Annotated in this window: 21 protein-coding genes; 8 read left to right on the plus strand and 13 right to left on the minus strand. The window is 63.7% G+C overall.

The features are described 5' to 3' along the window. Positions 1 to 102: 102 nt before the first annotated feature. Genes E8A46_RS12650 through E8A46_RS12660 form a run of 3 tightly spaced genes read right to left on the minus strand, consistent with a single transcriptional unit; the run spans position 103 to position 2,348 of the window. On the minus strand, positions 103 to 1,314 hold the full coding sequence (locus E8A46_RS12650; protein WP_291561030.1) for a serine hydrolase domain-containing protein: 1,212 nt from the start codon (positions 1,312 to 1,314) through the stop codon (positions 103 to 105). Then, positions 1,314 to 1,964 carry a glutathione S-transferase family protein gene (locus E8A46_RS12655; protein WP_291561031.1) on the minus strand — a complete coding sequence of 217 codons (651 nt, stop codon included), beginning with the start codon at positions 1,962 to 1,964 and terminating at the stop codon, positions 1,314 to 1,316. Before E8A46_RS12655 ends, E8A46_RS12650 begins: the two co-directional genes overlap by 1 nt. Before the next feature lie 12 nt (positions 1,965 to 1,976). Beyond that, on the minus strand, positions 1,977 to 2,348 hold the full coding sequence (locus E8A46_RS12660) for a nuclear transport factor 2 family protein (protein WP_291561033.1): 372 nt from the start codon (positions 2,346 to 2,348) through the stop codon (positions 1,977 to 1,979). Positions 2,349 to 2,442: 94 nt separating this feature from the next. On the opposite strand from E8A46_RS12660, the gene E8A46_RS12665 reads away from it, so the two are divergent. Further along, on the plus strand, positions 2,443 to 2,946 hold the full coding sequence (locus E8A46_RS12665) for a helix-turn-helix domain-containing protein (RefSeq protein WP_291561035.1): 504 nt from the start codon (positions 2,443 to 2,445) through the stop codon (positions 2,944 to 2,946). Between the two features lie 132 nt (positions 2,947 to 3,078). Next, positions 3,079 to 3,873 (plus strand): SDR family oxidoreductase, encoded by a 795-nt coding sequence (locus tag E8A46_RS12670; RefSeq protein WP_291561037.1) that lies wholly within the window; start codon positions 3,079 to 3,081, stop codon positions 3,871 to 3,873. Between the two features lie 5 nt (positions 3,874 to 3,878). On the opposite strand, the gene E8A46_RS12675 is transcribed toward E8A46_RS12670, so the two are convergent. Then, entirely contained in the window at positions 3,879 to 4,445 is a 567-nt protein-coding gene (locus E8A46_RS12675) for a histidine phosphatase family protein (RefSeq protein WP_291561040.1), read from the minus strand. 8 nt (positions 4,446 to 4,453) lie between these two features. Continuing rightward, positions 4,454 to 5,206 carry an adenosylcobinamide-GDP ribazoletransferase gene (gene cobS, locus E8A46_RS12680; RefSeq protein ID WP_291561042.1) on the minus strand — a complete coding sequence of 251 codons (753 nt, stop codon included), beginning with the start codon at positions 5,204 to 5,206 and terminating at the stop codon, positions 4,454 to 4,456. A 70-nt stretch (positions 5,207 to 5,276) separates the two neighbouring features. On the opposite strand from cobS, the gene cobT reads away from it, so the two are divergent. Together cobT and E8A46_RS12690 are read left to right on the plus strand one after the other, a co-directional pair. Further along, positions 5,277 to 6,293 carry a nicotinate-nucleotide--dimethylbenzimidazole phosphoribosyltransferase gene (cobT, locus tag E8A46_RS12685; RefSeq protein WP_291561044.1) on the plus strand — a complete coding sequence of 339 codons (1,017 nt, stop codon included), beginning with the start codon at positions 5,277 to 5,279 and terminating at the stop codon, positions 6,291 to 6,293. A 66-nt stretch (positions 6,294 to 6,359) separates the two neighbouring features. Beyond that, a complete protein-coding gene (locus tag E8A46_RS12690; protein ID WP_291561046.1) occupies positions 6,360 to 6,803 on the plus strand; it encodes a hypothetical protein in 444 nt (147 codons plus the stop codon). A 5-nt stretch (positions 6,804 to 6,808) separates the two neighbouring features. On the opposite strand, the gene E8A46_RS12695 is transcribed toward E8A46_RS12690, so the two are convergent. The 5 genes from E8A46_RS12695 to E8A46_RS12715 all read right to left on the minus strand — a co-directional run bounded on the left by E8A46_RS12695 (position 6,809) and on the right by E8A46_RS12715 (position 9,989). Then, positions 6,809 to 7,219 carry a VOC family protein gene (locus E8A46_RS12695; protein ID WP_291561048.1) on the minus strand — a complete coding sequence of 137 codons (411 nt, stop codon included), beginning with the start codon at positions 7,217 to 7,219 and terminating at the stop codon, positions 6,809 to 6,811. Between the two features lie 37 nt (positions 7,220 to 7,256). Beyond that, positions 7,257 to 7,793, minus strand: a complete 537-nt coding sequence (locus tag E8A46_RS12700) for an SRPBCC family protein (RefSeq protein ID WP_291561050.1) — start codon at positions 7,791 to 7,793, stop codon at positions 7,257 to 7,259. Between the two features lie 36 nt (positions 7,794 to 7,829). After that, complete coding sequence (locus E8A46_RS12705) at positions 7,830 to 8,228, minus strand: DoxX family protein (RefSeq protein WP_291561070.1); 399 nt, start codon at positions 8,226 to 8,228, stop codon at positions 7,830 to 7,832. Positions 8,229 to 8,349: 121 nt separating this feature from the next. Continuing rightward, positions 8,350 to 9,624 carry an RNA polymerase sigma factor gene (locus E8A46_RS12710; protein WP_291561052.1) on the minus strand — a complete coding sequence of 425 codons (1,275 nt, stop codon included), beginning with the start codon at positions 9,622 to 9,624 and terminating at the stop codon, positions 8,350 to 8,352. Further along, positions 9,621 to 9,989: a YciI family protein gene (locus E8A46_RS12715; RefSeq protein ID WP_291561054.1), complete on the minus strand. Its 369-nt coding sequence runs from the start codon at positions 9,987 to 9,989 to the stop codon at positions 9,621 to 9,623. Before E8A46_RS12715 ends, E8A46_RS12710 begins: the two co-directional genes overlap by 4 nt. Positions 9,990 to 10,120: 131 nt before the next feature. On the opposite strand from E8A46_RS12715, the gene E8A46_RS12720 reads away from it, so the two are divergent. Together E8A46_RS12720 and E8A46_RS12725 are read left to right on the plus strand one after the other, a co-directional pair. Then, complete coding sequence (locus tag E8A46_RS12720; protein WP_291561056.1) at positions 10,121 to 11,086, plus strand: glyoxylate/hydroxypyruvate reductase A; 966 nt, start codon at positions 10,121 to 10,123, stop codon at positions 11,084 to 11,086. A 324-nt stretch (positions 11,087 to 11,410) separates the two neighbouring features. Next, a complete protein-coding gene (locus E8A46_RS12725) occupies positions 11,411 to 12,901 on the plus strand; it encodes a PAS domain S-box protein (RefSeq protein WP_291561059.1) in 1,491 nt (496 codons plus the stop codon). 70 nt (positions 12,902 to 12,971) lie between these two features. Here the strand turns inward: E8A46_RS12725 and E8A46_RS12730 are convergent, their stop codons facing one another. Then, a complete protein-coding gene (locus E8A46_RS12730; RefSeq protein WP_291561061.1) occupies positions 12,972 to 13,634 on the minus strand; it encodes a TetR/AcrR family transcriptional regulator in 663 nt (220 codons plus the stop codon). Between the two features lie 98 nt (positions 13,635 to 13,732). Here E8A46_RS12730 and E8A46_RS12735 point away from each other — a divergent pair, with 98 nt between their 5' ends. Next, positions 13,733 to 14,377: a glutathione binding-like protein gene (locus E8A46_RS12735; protein ID WP_291561062.1), complete on the plus strand. Its 645-nt coding sequence runs from the start codon at positions 13,733 to 13,735 to the stop codon at positions 14,375 to 14,377. A 238-nt stretch (positions 14,378 to 14,615) separates the two neighbouring features. Continuing rightward, positions 14,616 to 14,819: a PilZ domain-containing protein gene (locus tag E8A46_RS12740; RefSeq protein ID WP_363251655.1), complete on the plus strand. Its 204-nt coding sequence runs from the start codon at positions 14,616 to 14,618 to the stop codon at positions 14,817 to 14,819. Between the two features lie 24 nt (positions 14,820 to 14,843). On the opposite strand, the gene E8A46_RS12745 is transcribed toward E8A46_RS12740, so the two are convergent. Continuing rightward, positions 14,844 to 15,329, minus strand: a complete 486-nt coding sequence (locus E8A46_RS12745) for a nuclear transport factor 2 family protein (protein WP_291561065.1) — start codon at positions 15,327 to 15,329, stop codon at positions 14,844 to 14,846. Positions 15,330 to 15,410: 81 nt separating this feature from the next. After that, on the minus strand, positions 15,411 to 15,803 hold a 393-nt coding region (ybgC, locus tag E8A46_RS12750; protein WP_291561068.1), incomplete at its 5' end, for a tol-pal system-associated acyl-CoA thioesterase.

Here is a 15,803-nt window from a genome sequence, read left to right on the forward strand (position 1 = left end):
CCTCCTGCCTCCTGCCTCCTGCCTCCTGCCTCCTGCCTCCTGCCTCCTGCCTCCTGCCTCCTGCCGCCCGCGCTTGCGACCGGCGGCGAGAACTGCGGCGGCTCAATCGCCGATGGCCTGATTTAGCGAAGTCCAGAAATCCGTAAATACGCGCGGCGGCTGCGGCGAATCCATCATCCGCTGCGTCAGCAGAATGCCGGTCAGCTGCTTGCCGGGATCGGAATACCAGGACGTGCCATAGCCGCCGTCCCAGCCGAACCGGCCGAACCGGCCGGGCTTGGCATCGGGGTCGTCGCGCCCTTTGAAGACGGACATTCCGAAACCCCAGCTTCTGACATCGCCCAGGAACAACTGGGATTCCTGTTTGTTCTCCGACGAGATCTGGTCCGTCGTCATCTGCTCCACCGAAGTCGGCGACAGGATGCGTTCGTTGCCGAGATCGCCGCCGTTCAGCAGCATCTGCGCGAAGGCATTGAAATCGTCCGCGGTCGAGACCAGCCCGGCGCTGCCGTTTTCAAAGACGGGCGGGCTGGAGAATTTGCCGGTCACCGGAAAGTCGAAAACTTTCAGCTTTTGTGTCGCGGGATCGCGGGCATAGCAGGTCGCGAACCGATGTTGCTTGTCGGCGGGGACATAGAACGCGGTATCCTTCATTCCCAACGGCGCAAAGATGCGATCGCGCAGGAATTCACCGAATGTCACACCGGCCACTCGCGCGATCAGGACGCCGAGGATTTCTGTTCCGCTGTTGTAGAGCCAGCGTTCGCCCGGCTGATAGATCAGTGGCAGGCTGCCGTAGCGCCGCATCAGTTCATCCGGCGGAAACGACGGAAATACCGGCCCCGGCGCGAACCCTGCCTCGGCAATCGCCTTCTGGATCGGATAGCGATCCGGAAACACCGGGATCATGCCGTAGCCACAGCGAAAGGTCAGCAGATCGCGAAGCGTGATCGCGCGTCTTGCCGGCACCGTTTGATGGATCAGCGCATCGATTGCGAGCAACACCTTGCGATTTGCCAGTTCCGGCAACCACCGATCGACGGGGTCGTCGAGCCGCAATTTGCCTTGCTCGACCAGGATCATAGCGGCAGTCGCGGTGACCGGCTTGGTCATCGAGGTGATGCGGAAAATGCTGTCGCGCGTCATCGGCGGACCATCGAATGCAAGGCGGCCGATCGCATCGACATGGATCTCGCCACGCCGGCTCACCAGCGTCACCAGGCCCGGCATATCACCGCTTTCGACATAGCCGGTCATGATTTCGCGCACGCCATTGAGCGCCTTCGAAAGGCCGTCCGCGCTGGTCATCGACATCAACCCTCTCTCGGGAACATTGCAAAATATGGCTCCGCCTCCTTTAGGACGCGCGCATAGGACGGTCTACCCTTCAGGCGACCGAAATAGGCCGCGAGATTCGTGTGCCCCTCGAACGGCAACACCTCGTTGGCGTAGAACAATGCCGGCGCGGCGGCGCAATCGGCGAGACTAAAGCTATCCCCCATCGCCCAGGTCCGCCTCGCCATCTCCTGATCGATCAGGCCATAACAGGTCCGCAGCCGTGCCCGCGCTTCCTCGACGCCGTGCGGATCCTTGCCGCCCTGAGGACGGATTCGATCACCGACAATCTTCTGCATCGGCTCATGCACATAGAGATCATAGAAGCGGTCACGCAGCCGCGTCTGCAACGCCTGCTTCTCGTCCAGCGGGATGAATCGGGTGCGGCCCGGATAGTGGTTGTCGAGATATTCGATGATGATGCTGGATTCCGGGATGGTCCGATCCGTTGCGTCGTCGCGCAGCACGGGAAACTTGCCGATCGGCCACAGCTTCAACAGCGCCGCGCGCTCCTGCTCGTCACCGAGATTGACCAGGTTGGACGTGAACGGCGTGTCGTTCTCGTAGAGCGCGATCAGCGCCTTGTGGCAGTATGACGCCAGCGGATGGAAATGCAGGGTAAGCGACATCTCGGCCTCGGTTCAATTTTCGGGTTGTCTGACGAAGGCGCCGTCCTGATAGGTGCCGCCAAAATAGACGTCGATGCTTCTGACCTTGTTCCTCGCGAAAACGAAGACCTCGGTATTGCGAAAATTCCTGCCGCCCTTGGCCACGCAGTTGTAGGTCACAAAGGCCTCGTCGCCCTGGACCATGATCTTTTCAAGCTCGTGACGCTCGATCCAGCCCGTGTCGCGCCAGCAGCGCTCGAAATAGGTGGCCTTGTCGATCCGGTCGTCATACGGGCTGGTGAACCGGAAATCGTCGGCAAACGCATTTTCGACCGCCCTGCGGTCGTTCGAGATGTAGGCGGCAAAGATGCCGCGGATGATACTCTCCCTGTCATCGACCGACATCGCGCGCGCCCCAAACTGATTGCATTTAGCAACTGGTTGTATTCTGAGATAGCTAGTGCGATATTGCAAGCGGTTTTTTTCACCCGAGAGGCAGATGACCGACCAACGACGTTCCGGCTGCCCGATCAATCTCACGCTGGAGGTGGTCGGCGACAAATGGAGCCTGCTGGTGATCCGCGACATGATGTTCGGCAACCGCCGGCATTTCCGCGAGCTGCTGACCAAGTCCGAGGAAGGCATTTCCTCCAACATCCTCGCCGACCGGCTGAAGACGCTGAGGGAACAAGGCATCATCAGCTGGGCCGACGACCCCAGCCACAAGCAGAAGGGAATCTATTCGCTGACCGCGCAGGGCATCGAGCTATTGCCGGTTCTGGCGCAGATGTCCGGGTGGGGATTCAAATATTTGCCGGTGAGCGAGGAGCTCGGCATCCGCGCCAAATTGCTCAGCGAGGGCGGCCCGAAGATGTGGGCGGAATTCATGGACGAACTGCGCGAGATTCACCTCGGCGTGAAGCGGCGCAAGAAGGCGGGGCCGAGCGTCGGCGAGCGGCTGCAGGCGGCCTATGAGAGGGTGATGGCGAGGAAGAAGGGATAAGAGGCGTTCGGTTTCGGTCCTTCTTCGAGGCTCACGCCAACACCGCGTGCCGAGATTGCGCAGCTGTAAAGAGCAGACAGCGGTCTTTCCGTGCTAGAGACAACGCGACAATCAAGAATGATGGAACACTTGATGACCTCTTCTTTTTCTTTGCAAAAAGTCACTTTGGTGACGGGCGCCGCGCGCGGCATCGGACTTGCGGTGACAAAGCGTTTCCTCGCCGAGGGCTGGCGCGTGGCGCTGCTCGACATCGAGGACGAACTCCTGGCGAAGAGCGTCGAAGCGCTGGCGGCGCCCGATCATACCCTCGGCCTGCATTGCGACGTCTCCGATGCGAAGGCGGTGGCGCACGCGTTCGGTGAAATCGAGCGGCGATTCGGCAGGCTCGACGCGCTGGTCAACAATGCCGGCATCGCGGTGTTCGCGCCGCTTCTGGAAACATCCGACACCGATTGGCGCCGGGTGCTGGAGGTCAACCTCACCGGGCCGTTCCTGTGCACCAAAACGGCCGTGCCCCTGATGCGCGAGCATGGCGGCGGCGCGATCGTCAACATTACGTCGATTTCCGCGGTGCGCGCCTCGACCCTGCGTTCGGCCTACGGCACCAGCAAGGCCGGGCTCGCGCATCTGACCAAACAGCTCGCGGTCGAACTGGCCTCGCTCGGCATCCGCGTCAACGCCGTGGCGCCCGGCCCGGTCGAGACCGCGATGGCGAAAGCCGTCCACACCCCGGAGATCCGCGCCGACTATCACGACGCGATCCCGCTCAACCGTTACGGCCTTGAGGAAGAACTGGCGGAAGCCGTGTTCTTCCTGTGCAGCGATCGCGCCAGCTACATCACCGGGCAGATTCTCGCCGTCGACGGCGGCTTCGACGCCGCCGGCATCGGACTGCCGACGCTGCGCGGCGCGCGGCGAAACGGTTAGCTCGATCAGCGAAGATTTACCGCGACAACGCGCCAGCCATTGTCGAGCCGATCGATCCTTGTCAGCGACAGCGGATCGATCACAAAGCGCAGCGCCGCATCAGGCGAAAGGTCGAGCGCGACCGCAAGCACCGCGCGGATGGTGCCGGAATGCACGACCAGGACGGCTTCGCCTGCCGGCAGTGCCGCGAGGCCATCGACCGTGCGGCCGATCTGATCGACAAAACTTTCCCCGCTTGGCGGACGATTGCTCGCCGGCGACTTCCAGAAATCCCGGTAGGCATCGCCAAGCTCCGCAACAAGATCGTTATGCCGCCGTCCGGTCCATGCGCCGAAATCCTGTTCGCGAAAGGCGTTCCGCTTGACTGCGTCGAGCCCGAGCGCGGCGGCGGTGTCGCAGGTACGCCGGGCCGGGCTGCAAACCGCGTGAGCCGCCGCCGGCAATCTCGCCTTGAGCGCGGCAAAGGCCGCCGCATCGCCGACATCCGCCGGCGCATCCGGACCATGGATGACGCCGCGCGGGCCGTCGACCGGGGCATGACGGATCAGCCAGAGTTTTGTCTCGGTGGCCATGCGCAAGACTAGGCAAATCGCGCGGCGAGCAACAGCAGGATCGCGGTCTCGCCGAGTTGCTCGGCGCCGCCGAGCACATCGCCGGTCTGGCCGCCGATCTGCCGCCGCGCGAGCCATGCCATGCCGATCGCGCAGGCTGCGGCCACCAACGCCGCGCCCAGCGCGTCGCGCCAGGGCAACGCCACGAGGGCAATGAGAACCGCAATCGCGCCCGCGGTCAAAGCCGTCGCCGAATCCGGTCGGCCGGCATTGGCGGCCAGTCCATCCTTGCGGGCGTAATCAAGGCTCATCGCCATGAACGGCAAGACGCCGCGCCCCAGCGCATGCGCCGCGACCAGACTTTGCACGACATATCCATCCGGCAACGCCGCGAGCGCCGAGAGTTTGGCGACGAAGCTGACCATTAGTATCAGAGCGCCGTAGGTCCCAAGCCGGCTGTCGCGCATGATCTCCAGCTTTGCCGCGACATCGCGGCCGCCGCCGAAGCCGTCGGCGACATCGGCAAGGCCATCCTCGTGCAGTGCGCCGGTCAGCAGCGCGCTTGCACCAAGCGCCAGCGCCGCCGCGGCGAGATCGGGCAGACCGATCGCCCGCAACGCGAGACAGAGCAAGCCCACCGCGCCGCCGATGGCCGCGCCGACCAGCGGAAACGCCCGGTGCGCCCGGACGAAATGTACGGGCATGGCGCCTTGCGGATGCGGCATCGGCAGCCGGGTCAGGAAGGCAACCGCGGTTCGGAGATCGTCCAACCAGTCATTCATGATGGAGCGCCGGCATGATAGAAAATCTCGGCATTCGCGGATTCGCGGGAGCCTTCGACGAGGGAATCGCATGCAGTTCGACAGTCTAGACGATATACGCGCCTTCTGTCGCGACCTGCCCGGCGGCGATGCCCGCGCGGCCGAAGCTGCGGCCCAGCGGCAGCAGATCCTGACAAAACCGCCGGGAAGCCTCGGCCGCCTCGAAGACCTGGCGATATGGCTCGCGCATTGGCAACGGCGCGAGATACCCCGGCTCGATCACGTCATGATCGCCGTCTTTGCCGGCAATCATGGCGTGGCCGAACGCGGCGTCTCGGCTTACCCGCAGGCGGTCACCCTGCAGATGGTGGCGAATTTTGCCGGCGGGGGTGCTGCGATCAACCAGATCGCGCGGCAGGCCGGCGCCGATCTGCGCGTGGTGCCGATCGAACTTGACCGTCCGACCCGCGACTTCACGGTTGCGGCGGCGATGGACGATGACGAGCTCTTGAACGCTATCGAAATCGGATACCGAACCGTGCCGCCCGATTGCGATCTGCTCGCGGTCGGCGAGATGGGCATCGCCAATACCACGACGGCGGCAATGCTGTGCGCGGCGCTACTCGGCGGCGGCGCCGCGCGTTGGGCCGGCCGCGGCACCGGGGTCGATGATGCCGGACTGGCGCGCAAGCGCACGGCGATCGAGGCCGCGCTCGAGCATCATCGCGCCATCCTGGGCGACCCGCTCAAAGTGGCCGCGGCACTGGGCGGGCGTGAGCTTGCCGGTATCGCGGGCGCGATCCTCGCGGCGCGCCGTCATCGGATTCCCGTGCTGCTGGACGGATTTGTCGCGACCGCGGCGATCGTGCCGCTGGCGCAACTGGATGCGGGGATCCTGAAGCATTGCCGCGCCGGGCACGTTTCCGCCGAATCAGGTCACCGTGCATTGCTTGGTGAACTTGGTCTCGAACCGCTGCTCGATCTCCGCATGCGGCTCGGCGAGGCTTCCGGTGCAGGCGTTGCCATCCTCCTGCTGCGCGCGGCGCTCGCCTGTCACGCCGGGATGGCGAGCTTCACGGAAGCCGGCGTTTCCGGCGCGGAAAAGTGACGGAACCTTGCCGTCTGGCTTGCCATTGATAATCTGGTCCGCTCGAAAGTGTCCGAAGACGACCCGATGATGCGAACGGCGATCCTGAAAGCCATCCTCCTTGCTATAGTCGCGGGCGCTCTCGTGGCTCCGCCGGCGAGAGCCGAGGTGCGCATCCTCGCCAGCCCGGGCGGACAGGTCGGCCCGTTTCTCGACCTGTTCGAGGGCGTGCGCGCCTCGGGCGAACGCGTCCTGATCGACGGTCCGTGCCTTTCGGCCTGCACGCTGGTGCTGAGCCTGGTGCCGAACGATCGCATCTGCGTGACACGCCGGGCGGTACTGGGATTTCATGCCGCGCGGTCGATCGACCGGCGCGGCCGCCAGTATGCCGAGCCGGAGGCTTCCGAACTCGTGCTGCAGGCCTATCCCGCTTCCGTGCGGGGCTGGATTCGCCGCCGCGGCGGATTGACCTCGCGGCTGCTTCTGTTGCACGGACGCGAACTCGCGGCGATCTATCCGACCTGCCGCTAGCGCGATCACCCCTCCGGCGGGCAGTTGACCATCCAGGGAATGCCGAACTGATCGGCGCACATGCCGAACCCCTTGGAGAAAAAAGTCTTGCCGAACGGCATGTTGACGCTGCCGCCCTCGGACAGGGCCTTGAACTTGCGCTCGGCGTCCGCGGGGTCCTTGACCGTCAGGGAGACCGAAAACCCCTGCGGCTTGTGGAAGTGTTCGGGGGGCGCGTCGGACGCCATCAGCACCTCGCCGTCGATCGAGATCCGAGCGTGCATGATTTTCTTCTTGCGCTCCGGCGGCGATGGCATCTCTTCCGGAGCCTCCTCATTTCTCAGCAGCGCCTCGATCTTGGCGCCCAGCACCTTCTCGTAGAACTTGAACGCTGCTTCGCAATTGCCGTCGTAGAACAGATAGGGATTGACCTGCATCGCTTGCTCCTTGGCTGATGGACGTTACTAACTCCGGTTATTTCTCGGCGAGCGTTTTGAGATTGGCCAGGCCGATTTCAAAGTCCTTGCCGATCATGCTGTCCATGTTCATGAACACCTGCATCACCTTGGAGATGAAGGGTGCAGGACCGTGCATGACCCAGATCACGTCGGTGGCACCGCCCTGCGGCTGCATCGTGAACTCGGCGGTGTTGTGGGCCTCGAACGGTTTGAAGAAGTCGAGCTTGATGACGATTTTTGACGGAGATGAGGCATCGAGAATTTCCATGCGGCCGGAGCCGACATTCTTGTTGCCGTCCCACGCATAGGCGGCGCCCTTGCCGCTCTCGGCGCCGCTGTAGGTACGCTTCATCGCGGGATCCTTGTTCTCCCATGGCGACCAACTTCCCCAGCGATGGAAATCGTTGATCAGGGAGAAGATACTGTCCGGCGGCGCCTTGACCAGGGCTGCGCGCCGGACGCTGAACGTATCCGGTTTGGCCGCGGCGAGGACGAGTACGACGGCGATGGCGACCGCAAGCACGACGGCGATGATGGCAATGATTTCCAGCACGGGATGCTCCCTATCTGTAATTGTCGACGAGGTGAATTAGCTCCGCAGCGGCATTAATGCGCGCAGCTTTCGGTCGCGCAACCAGAGCCCGCCCCATACCATCACGCCGAGATAGAAACCAAACAGGACGTGGCTGAACAGCGGACTGCCGAGCCGAACATGCGATGCCATCGCGCCGCCGAGATAGCCGGTTAGAAGGATTGCTCCAACGAACGAGGTCGGCGGGATCGCATAAAGCAGGGTGCAGACAAGACTGATAGCGCCCAGGCTTCGCGCCAGACTCTCGCTCGAACCGTAGCCCATCCTGTCCATCGTTTCCGTGACAATCGGCCACGGCACCAGCTTGACCGCGCCGTCGAACAGCATGAACAGAATGACGACACCGCTGAGCACGCGGCCCAGCCACCGCGCGGACCTGGAAACCTGCGCGGTCATGGCCATCGCCGGTACGGCTTTTCCAGCGGTTTCGACAGCTTGCGTGCTCATCTCTCGTCCCCTCTTTCGTCCGTCATGACCTAGAGACGAACGGAGCAAGCGCGGACCGACAGGGAACGAATTATTTTTTTGAGGCCTTTGTCCCCCGCGGCTGGCTATCGCGGATCAGCCGATCGAGATGCATCCGGATGTGGGCGGCCTCGGCGGAAGTATTGGCGAGCGCGATGGCGCGGTCGAACGCCACGCCGGCCTCTTCGTTGCGGCCAAGCTGCATCAGGAACGCGCCGCGCACGCCAAAAAAATGGAAATAATTGGAAAGCCGCTCGCCCAGGGGCTCGATCATTTCCAGCGCCGCCTCGGCGCCGCGGACTTTGGACACCGCGACGGCACGGTTGAGCGTAACCACCGGTGACGGCTGCATGATTTCCAGCGTGCCGTAGAGCAGATCGATCTGGGCCCAGTCGGTGTCCTCAGGGGCTGCGGCGCGGGCGTGCAGGGCCGCGATCGCCGCCTGAACTTGATAGGGCCCGCTGCTGTGATGGCGCAACGCCTTGTCGATCAGCGCCAGGCCTTCCGCTATCATCTTCTGATTCCAGAGCGTGCGATCCTGATCGTCGAGCAGCACGAGTTCGCCGGCGGCATCGAACCGCGCCGCGGCCCGGGCATGCTGCAGCAAGAGCAGCGCGGTCAGGCCCATGATCTCCGGCTCGCTCTGGAACAGCCGCAGCAGAAGCCGCGCCAGGCGTATCGCTTCCTCGCACAGGGGCTTGCGAATTTCCGAAGTCTCGCCGCTGGCGGAATAGCCCTCATTGAAAATCAGGTAGATCATGGCGGCGACCGCGGCCAGCCGCTCGGAGCGCTCGACCGCGCCGGGCGTTTCGAACGGCACGCCGGCAGCGGCGACGCGCGCCTTGGCGCGGGTGATGCGCTGCTCCATCGCGGCCTCGGAAACCAGGAACGCGCGCGCAATCTGCTTCACCGTCAGGCCCGACACGACCCGCAGCGCCAGCGCGATCTGCTGCGTCGCCGGCAGATCGGGATGGCAGCAGATGAACAGCAGCCGCAGGATGTCGTCGCGGTAATGCGAGCCGTCGAGCCGTTCGGCCAGCGCGTCCTCGGCATCGTCGAGATCGGAGATCGCCTCGTCCTCGGGCAACGCCTCCTGCCTGCGGGTGCGGCGCACCTCGTCGATGGCGACGTTGCGCCCGACCATGATCAGCCACGCCGCAGGGTCGCGCGGCGGGCCGTTTTGCGGCCAGCTCTTCAGCGCCCGCAAGGACGCGTTCTGGAAGGCCTCCTCGGCGGTATCGAGATTGCGAAAATAGCGCAGCAGCGCGCCGACCGCCTGGGGACGCGCCGAGGTCAGCGCGGCATCGATCCAGGCGGTATCGGTCACGTCTGGGTGTCCCCGGGATTGAACAGGCCGACGGGACGAATTTCGTAGGCCCCGCCGGGATTGGCGGCGCCGAGATCGCGCGCGACGTCGAGCGCCTCGTCAAGATTCTTGCAGTCGACGACGTAGAAGCCGAGCAGCTGTTCCTTGGTCTCGGCATAGGGACCGTCGAGCACCACCGGAGGATCGTCCTTGCGCAGCGTCGTCGCCGCGGTCGTCGGCAGCAGCCGCGCCACCGGGCCGAGCCGGCCCTGTTTTTTCAGCTTGTCCTGCACGACGGCGAGCTTGGTCATGACGTCGGCGTCCTGTTCCCTGGTCCATGAACCGACGAGGTCCTCATCGTGGTAACAAAGGATCGCATAAAGCATGGGCAATGGTTCCGTTTTGATACAAGGACGAGTGAGTATGCCCGGAGCCGACAGCCAAACGGAAATATTTTGTGCCGGGAACATGGCCCGGTAAGGTCACCCGAATTCCCCAGCTAGAAGGCAAAATTGCGATGGACAAAGCCACGCTCGCCCTGCTCATTCACGGCGGGACCGAAAACTGGTCGCCTGCGCGCTGGAAGCGCCGGTTTGACGAGGTGTGCCGCGATCGCCGGGTCTGGCTGCTGCCCGAAGGCCAAGGCGATCCCGCTGATGTCCATTACGCCGCGGTCTGGAAGCCGGCCCCGGGTGAGCTTGCCGCGTTTCCTAACCTGCGGGTCATTTTCAATCTGGGCGCCGGCGTCGATGCGTTGATGGCCGACAAGTCCTTGCCGAAAGTTCCGCTGGTTCGCGTCGCGGTCGGCGACCTCACCCATCGGATGACGGAATATGTCGTGCTGCATGTGCTGATGCACCACCGGCAGGAACTCTATTTGCGCGCCAGCCAGCGTGAAAAACGCTGGCAACCAAAATTTCAATGGCCCGCCGCGGCCATTGGCGTCGGCATCATGGGCCTTGGCACGCTCGGGTCCGACGCCGCCGATGTGCTGAGACGGCTCGGCTTTCGCGTGGCGGGCTGGAGCAATACTCCCAAGGCGATCGAGGGCGTCGAATGTTTTCACGGCAAGGAAGAACTCGATGCGTTTCTGCAGCGGACCGACATCCTGGTCTGCCTGTTGCCGTTGACGGCCGACACGCGGCACATCCTCAATCGCGGTCTGTTCGCCAAACTGAACCGAGCCGGTCCGATGGGGGCGCCGGTGCTGATCAACGCCGGACGGGGTGGGCTGCAGAACGAAGCCGACATCCTGCATTGCCTCGACGACGGAACACTCGGCGCCGCATCGCTCGATGTGTACGCCGTTGAGCCGCTACCACCCGACAGCCCGTTCTGGACCCATCCCAAGATCGTCCTGACGCCGCACAACGCCGCCGACACCGATCCCGACGAAATATCGCGATATGTGGCGCAGCAGATCGAACGTTTTGAGGCCGGCGGCGCGCTGCAGAACGTCGTCGATCCCGCGCGCGGGTACTAGCGGCGGGCCGCCGTCCCATAACCCCTCCCGCGGACCGCAGCGTGACGGTCGCGGCGGCTTTCCCCGCGCGCTTCGTAGCGCCGGTCGAAATAGGGACACTTGGCGGTGGGGGCGTTGTCGGTCGGGAGCCGGACTCTGCGGTATCCGGAAAATGCCAGAAACCCCATTGTGTTCTCCTCACAGGGACAATCACCGCTTCGTCGGGGAACCTCGTTGCGAGGACCCGGTTAAATGCTAGGCTTCAGTTGAGCAGCGGCAGGTGGGTGAGTGGGGCCATTTTCTGTCGCATTTGTCATAGGATGTCCACGTACCGGAGCGCGTTCCATGACCAGCCTCGTTGACCAAATGGGGTCGGCAACACCATTGCCGGGCTTGCTGGACCAACGCATCCTGGATCCCGATCCGCGACCGCGTCTCACCGGACACAAGCGAGATTCCGACGCGATCCTTCAGTCGTTGCCCGTGGCGGTCTATACGACGGATGCCGCAGGAAAAATCACCTTCTACAATGAGGCCGCAGCCCAGCTTTGGGGGGTACGGCCGGAACTCGGCAAGAGCGAATTCTGCGGCTCGTGGAAAATGTATTGGCCCGACGGCACGCCTTTGCCGCATGACCAATGCCCGATGGCTCTGGCGCTGAAGGAAAAGCGTCCGATCCGAGGCATGGAGGCCATCGCCGAGCGCCCCGATGGGACCCGCGTATGGTTCATTCCCTATCCGTCACCGCTTTTCGACGCCTCCGGTACCTTGATCGGCGCGGTCAACACGCTGGTCGACATCACCCAGCGCCACCAAGCCGAACAGCGTGTTCGCGAAAGCGAAGCCCGGCATCGCGAGATCGCCGCCATCGTCGAGTTTTCCGATGACGCCGTTCTGACAAAGGACCTCAACGGCGTCATCACGAGCTGGAATCACGGTGCGACACGGCTGTTCGGCTACACGGCCGAAGAGACGATCGGCAAGCCGGTTACCATCCTCATTCCAGCCGAGCGGCACGACGAGGAGCCAACCATCCTGGCCCGGATTCGCCGCGGCGAGCGCATCGATCACTACGAAACGGTGCGGCAACGCAAGGATGGAAGCAGCGTCGACATCTCGCTGACCGTGTCGCCGGTCAAGGATCCGCAAGGCAGGATCGTCGGCGCTTCAAAGATCGCCCGCGACATCACCGACCGCAGGCAGGCAGAGCAACAACAGCGCCTGCTGCTCCGGGAAATGGACCACCGCGTCAAGAACCTGTTTGCGCTGGCCAGCGGTGTCGTGGCCCTCTCTGCCCGGTCGGCGGCCACGCCGGAAGAACTCTCGTCGGCGGTGCGGCATCGGTTGGCCGCGCTGGCGCGCGCCCACGCCTTGACGCTGCCGGTGACGTCGGAGGGCGGCAAGCGGACCGATCAGTCGACCACGCTGCACCTTTTGATCCAGACGATCCTTTCGCCCTACGAAGGCCGAACCGACGCCGACGCGCCGCGTGTCGCGGTCAGCGGACCCGATCTCCGGCTGGCGGGCGGGATGGTGACGACTTTCGCGCTACTGCTGCATGAATTCGCAACCAATGCAGCCAAGTATGGCGCGCTCTCCACGCCCGCAGGCCGCGTCAGGATTGATTGCGCCGAGGCCGACGGCCAGTTTGCCTTGACGTGGCAGGAGCGCGGTGGACCGCGGATCGACAATCCAACCGATAGCGAAGGGTTTGGCACGATGCTCGCGCGCGCGACGGTGAAGGATCAATTGCGCGGCGACATTTCACGCGAGTGGAAGCCGGAAGGTCTGACCATCCGCCTCTCCGTGCCCAGGGATCGCGTCGCCTCCGAGTGAACACTGCATCGCCCGCGCCGGCTTGCGACCATATCGTCATTCGACGCGCATCTGAACAGGCGCGTGTGACCTATGCGCTGGATTGCGCCCCGACCATCACGTCAATCGCGCCCTTCACGATCGCCTCCAGCTCCTTGCGCGGCACACGCGCCCGCGCCCGGATGGCGATGGTGTGGATGGTTGCCGATGCGAGTTGTGCCAGCACCATTGGATCGGCGGTTTCCGGCAATTCGCCGTTTTCCCGGGCGAGGCGGAAACAGGCCGCAAAAGCCTTGTCGAGTTCGGAAAATCCCTCCAGCACCATGGCGCGGATATCGGGATCGGCCACCGCTTCGGAGGCCGCCGTCATCACCGTGAAGCAGCCGCGCGGTCCGGCCTCGCCCGAGAGGTAGATGTCGAGCGCGACGGCATAAATGCGCTGCAGCCGTTTGCGGATCGGCAGTTCGTCCCTGAAAATGTCGATCATCGCCGCGCGGGCGTCGGCGCGATAGCGCTCGTAACTCTTGATGTAGAGCTCGCGCTTGTCGCCGAACGCGCCATAAAGGCTCGGCCGGTTCATGCCGGTGGCGGCGCTGAGGCCGTCGAGCGAGGTCGCGGCGAAGCCATCTTTACGAAACAGGTCGAGCGCCTTGCCGAGCGCGACTTCGGGCTGATAGGCGCGCGGCCGGCCGCGGCGCCTGGGCGCGGGCGCATCGGGAGACGACGCCGGCGGTTTCCCAGTTTTTTGTACCATTTCGCAAAAAACTCCTTGACCGGGATTATATTATGCGAGACGGTATAAAAATCAACCCCGGCTCGAAAATGCTGAGCCAGACCATCAAGGAGGCACCCATGGAGCTGTATTTCTCGCCACTCGCCTGCTCGCTGGCGACGAGGATCGCATTGTACGAGGCTGGCGCCGAGGCCACCTATCTCGAGGTCGATCCGAAGACCAAGGTGGTGCAGAACGACGGCTCGGATTTTCGTTCGGTGAACCCGCTTGGACTGGTGCCGACGCTGCGCACCGACGACGGGCTGGTGCTGACCGAGAACGCGGCCATTTTGCAATATGTCGCCGATCGGTTCCCGCAGGCCGGCATCTCAACCGGACCCGGCATGGAGCGCAGCCGGCTGCATCAATGGCTCTGCTTCATCGGCACCGAGCTGCACAAGGGACTGTTCGTGCCGGTGCTCGACAAGAAAGCGCCGCCGGAGGTGAAGGCCTACATCCTCGGCAAGGGCCTTTCGCGGCTCGACTATCTCGATAACTATCTCAAGGGCCGTGAATTCCTGCTCGGCCATTTCAGCGTCGCGGATGCCTATCTCGTCACCGTCATCAACTGGACCATGGCGACGCCGCCGATCGAACTGGCGAGGTGGCCGACGGTGAGGGCCTATTACGAACGCCTGCGCGCCCGTCCGAGCATCGCCCGCGCGATCGCCGAGGAATTCGAGCTGTATAAGGCCGAACTCGCGCGCCACAAGGCGGCGGCGTGACCCGCATCTGACGGCGGGGCGCCGCGAGGCGGCGTCCCGCCCCCCGGGACGGGACAATACGTTTCACCCTCTTCATGCTTAATGCTTTGTTTTTTTCACAAGCTTTCTTCAGTTTTTTTCATGGCCTTGGGCCAATCGTAAAAACTTTCGCAGCAAAATTTGATCGTCACGCTCTCCAGCCAAGAGCCAACCGATGACGCACCCGCGATTGTACAAGAGAGTTAAGCCGTCGGGGCTGATGTCCGCTACAGGCCGTATCGTTGTCGGCCCGAAGCTGCCGGTCCTGACCTGCAAGGTCGTCGACTACTCCGCTGGCGGCGCGTGTCTCGACATCTACGGCCTGGGGGCGTTGCCGGACCGTTTCGAATTCCTCTATGGCGGCGTGAAAAAGAAGAGCCGCATCGTTTGGCGACGCGGAATTCGCATCGGCGTGGCATTCTAGCAACCGGAAGAAGCTGCGCGCCCTTCAGGGCGGCCCCCCCATTAAAACCGGGCTCTCACCCAGTCCCGGCACATCCGCCGGCCGCGGACCGGGCGCGGGCCAGTGAAAACGCCGGTCTTTCTCCGCAATGGCGATATCGTTGATGCTGGCTTCACGCCGGCGCATCAGGCCGTTTTCGTCGAACTCCCACTGCTCGTTGCCGTAGGAGCGATGCCATTGCCCGGCATCGTCGCGCCATTCGTATTGAAAGCGCACGGCAATATGGTTCTGATCGAACGCCCAGAGATCCTTGATCAGGCGATAGTCGAGCTCCCTCGCCCATTTGCGGGTGAGAAAGGTGACGATCGCGGCGCGGCCCTGGAAAAATTCCGAGCGGTTGCGCCAGCGACTGTCCTCGGTATAGGCCAGCGCCACGCGCTCGGGATCGCGCGAATTCCAGGCGTCCTCGGCCATGCGGGCCTTTTGTGCGGCGGTTTCGCGGGTGAACGGCGGAAGCGGTGGACGCGGCATGATGACCTCCGGTGTTGGTGAGGCAGCAAGTCTATCGCCGCACCTCGCAGAGTCGATGGCCGTGTGCCTATCGGCCGATAGCTAGATCATATCAGCCTTCATCAACTGCCGGAGCGATTTCGGGATCGGCTGCGCCCGCCCCTCGCTGATGAAGGCAACGCGCACCTCCGCTTTGACCAGCACGTCCCCGCCGCGCCGCACTTCCTGTGCCAGCGTGATCGAGGCGCCCTTCACCGCGACCGGCCATGTCACGACATCGAGCACATCATCCATCCGTGCCGGCTTGAGGAAATCGATCTGCATCGAACGCACCACGAAGGCAAAACCCGGCGTTTCCGCCTGTGCCACCGCGAACAGCGCGTGTTGCTCGGCGCCCATCAACCGCAGATGATTGGTACGGCCGCGCTCCATGAAGCGGAGGTAATTGGCGTGATAGACGATGCCGGAGAAGTCGGTGTCCTCGTAGTAGACGCG

Origin of the sequence: Bradyrhizobium sp. (assembly GCF_004799445.1) — a bacterium.
Classification (GTDB): Bacteria; Pseudomonadota; Alphaproteobacteria; order Rhizobiales; family Xanthobacteraceae; genus Bradyrhizobium.

Coding starts and splice junctions, on each gene's coding strand:
- E8A46_RS12690 (WP_291561046.1), top strand. CDS start 6,360: ATGATGCGAACGGCGATCCTGAAAGCCATCCTCCTTGCTATAGTCGCG.
- E8A46_RS12745 (WP_291561065.1), bottom strand. CDS start 15,329: ATGCCGCGTCCACCGCTTCCGCCGTTCACCCGCGAAACCGCCGCACAA.
- E8A46_RS12735 (WP_291561062.1), top strand. CDS start 13,733: ATGGAGCTGTATTTCTCGCCACTCGCCTGCTCGCTGGCGACGAGGATC.
- E8A46_RS12670 (WP_291561037.1), top strand. CDS start 3,079: ATGACCTCTTCTTTTTCTTTGCAAAAAGTCACTTTGGTGACGGGCGCC.
- E8A46_RS12695 (WP_291561048.1), bottom strand. CDS start 7,219: ATGCAGGTCAATCCCTATCTGTTCTACGACGGCAATTGCGAAGCAGCG.
- E8A46_RS12660 (WP_291561033.1), bottom strand. CDS start 2,348: ATGTCGGTCGATGACAGGGAGAGTATCATCCGCGGCATCTTTGCCGCC.
- E8A46_RS12665 (WP_291561035.1), top strand. CDS start 2,443: ATGACCGACCAACGACGTTCCGGCTGCCCGATCAATCTCACGCTGGAG.
- E8A46_RS12725 (WP_291561059.1), top strand. CDS start 11,411: ATGACCAGCCTCGTTGACCAAATGGGGTCGGCAACACCATTGCCGGGC.
- E8A46_RS12705 (WP_291561070.1), bottom strand. CDS start 8,228: ATGACCGCGCAGGTTTCCAGGTCCGCGCGGTGGCTGGGCCGCGTGCTC.
- E8A46_RS12655 (WP_291561031.1), bottom strand. CDS start 1,964: ATGTCGCTTACCCTGCATTTCCATCCGCTGGCGTCATACTGCCACAAG.
- E8A46_RS12715 (WP_291561054.1), bottom strand. CDS start 9,989: ATGCTTTATGCGATCCTTTGTTACCACGATGAGGACCTCGTCGGTTCA.
- E8A46_RS12730 (WP_291561061.1), bottom strand. CDS start 13,634: ATGGTACAAAAAACTGGGAAACCGCCGGCGTCGTCTCCCGATGCGCCC.
- cobT (WP_291561044.1), top strand. CDS start 5,277: ATGCAGTTCGACAGTCTAGACGATATACGCGCCTTCTGTCGCGACCTG.
- E8A46_RS12675 (WP_291561040.1), bottom strand. CDS start 4,445: ATGGCCACCGAGACAAAACTCTGGCTGATCCGTCATGCCCCGGTCGAC.
- E8A46_RS12740 (WP_363251655.1), top strand. CDS start 14,616: ATGTCCGCTACAGGCCGTATCGTTGTCGGCCCGAAGCTGCCGGTCCTG.
- E8A46_RS12720 (WP_291561056.1), top strand. CDS start 10,121: ATGGACAAAGCCACGCTCGCCCTGCTCATTCACGGCGGGACCGAAAAC.
- cobS (WP_291561042.1), bottom strand. CDS start 5,206: ATGAATGACTGGTTGGACGATCTCCGAACCGCGGTTGCCTTCCTGACC.
- E8A46_RS12650 (WP_291561030.1), bottom strand. CDS start 1,314: ATGTCGATGACCAGCGCGGACGGCCTTTCGAAGGCGCTCAATGGCGTG.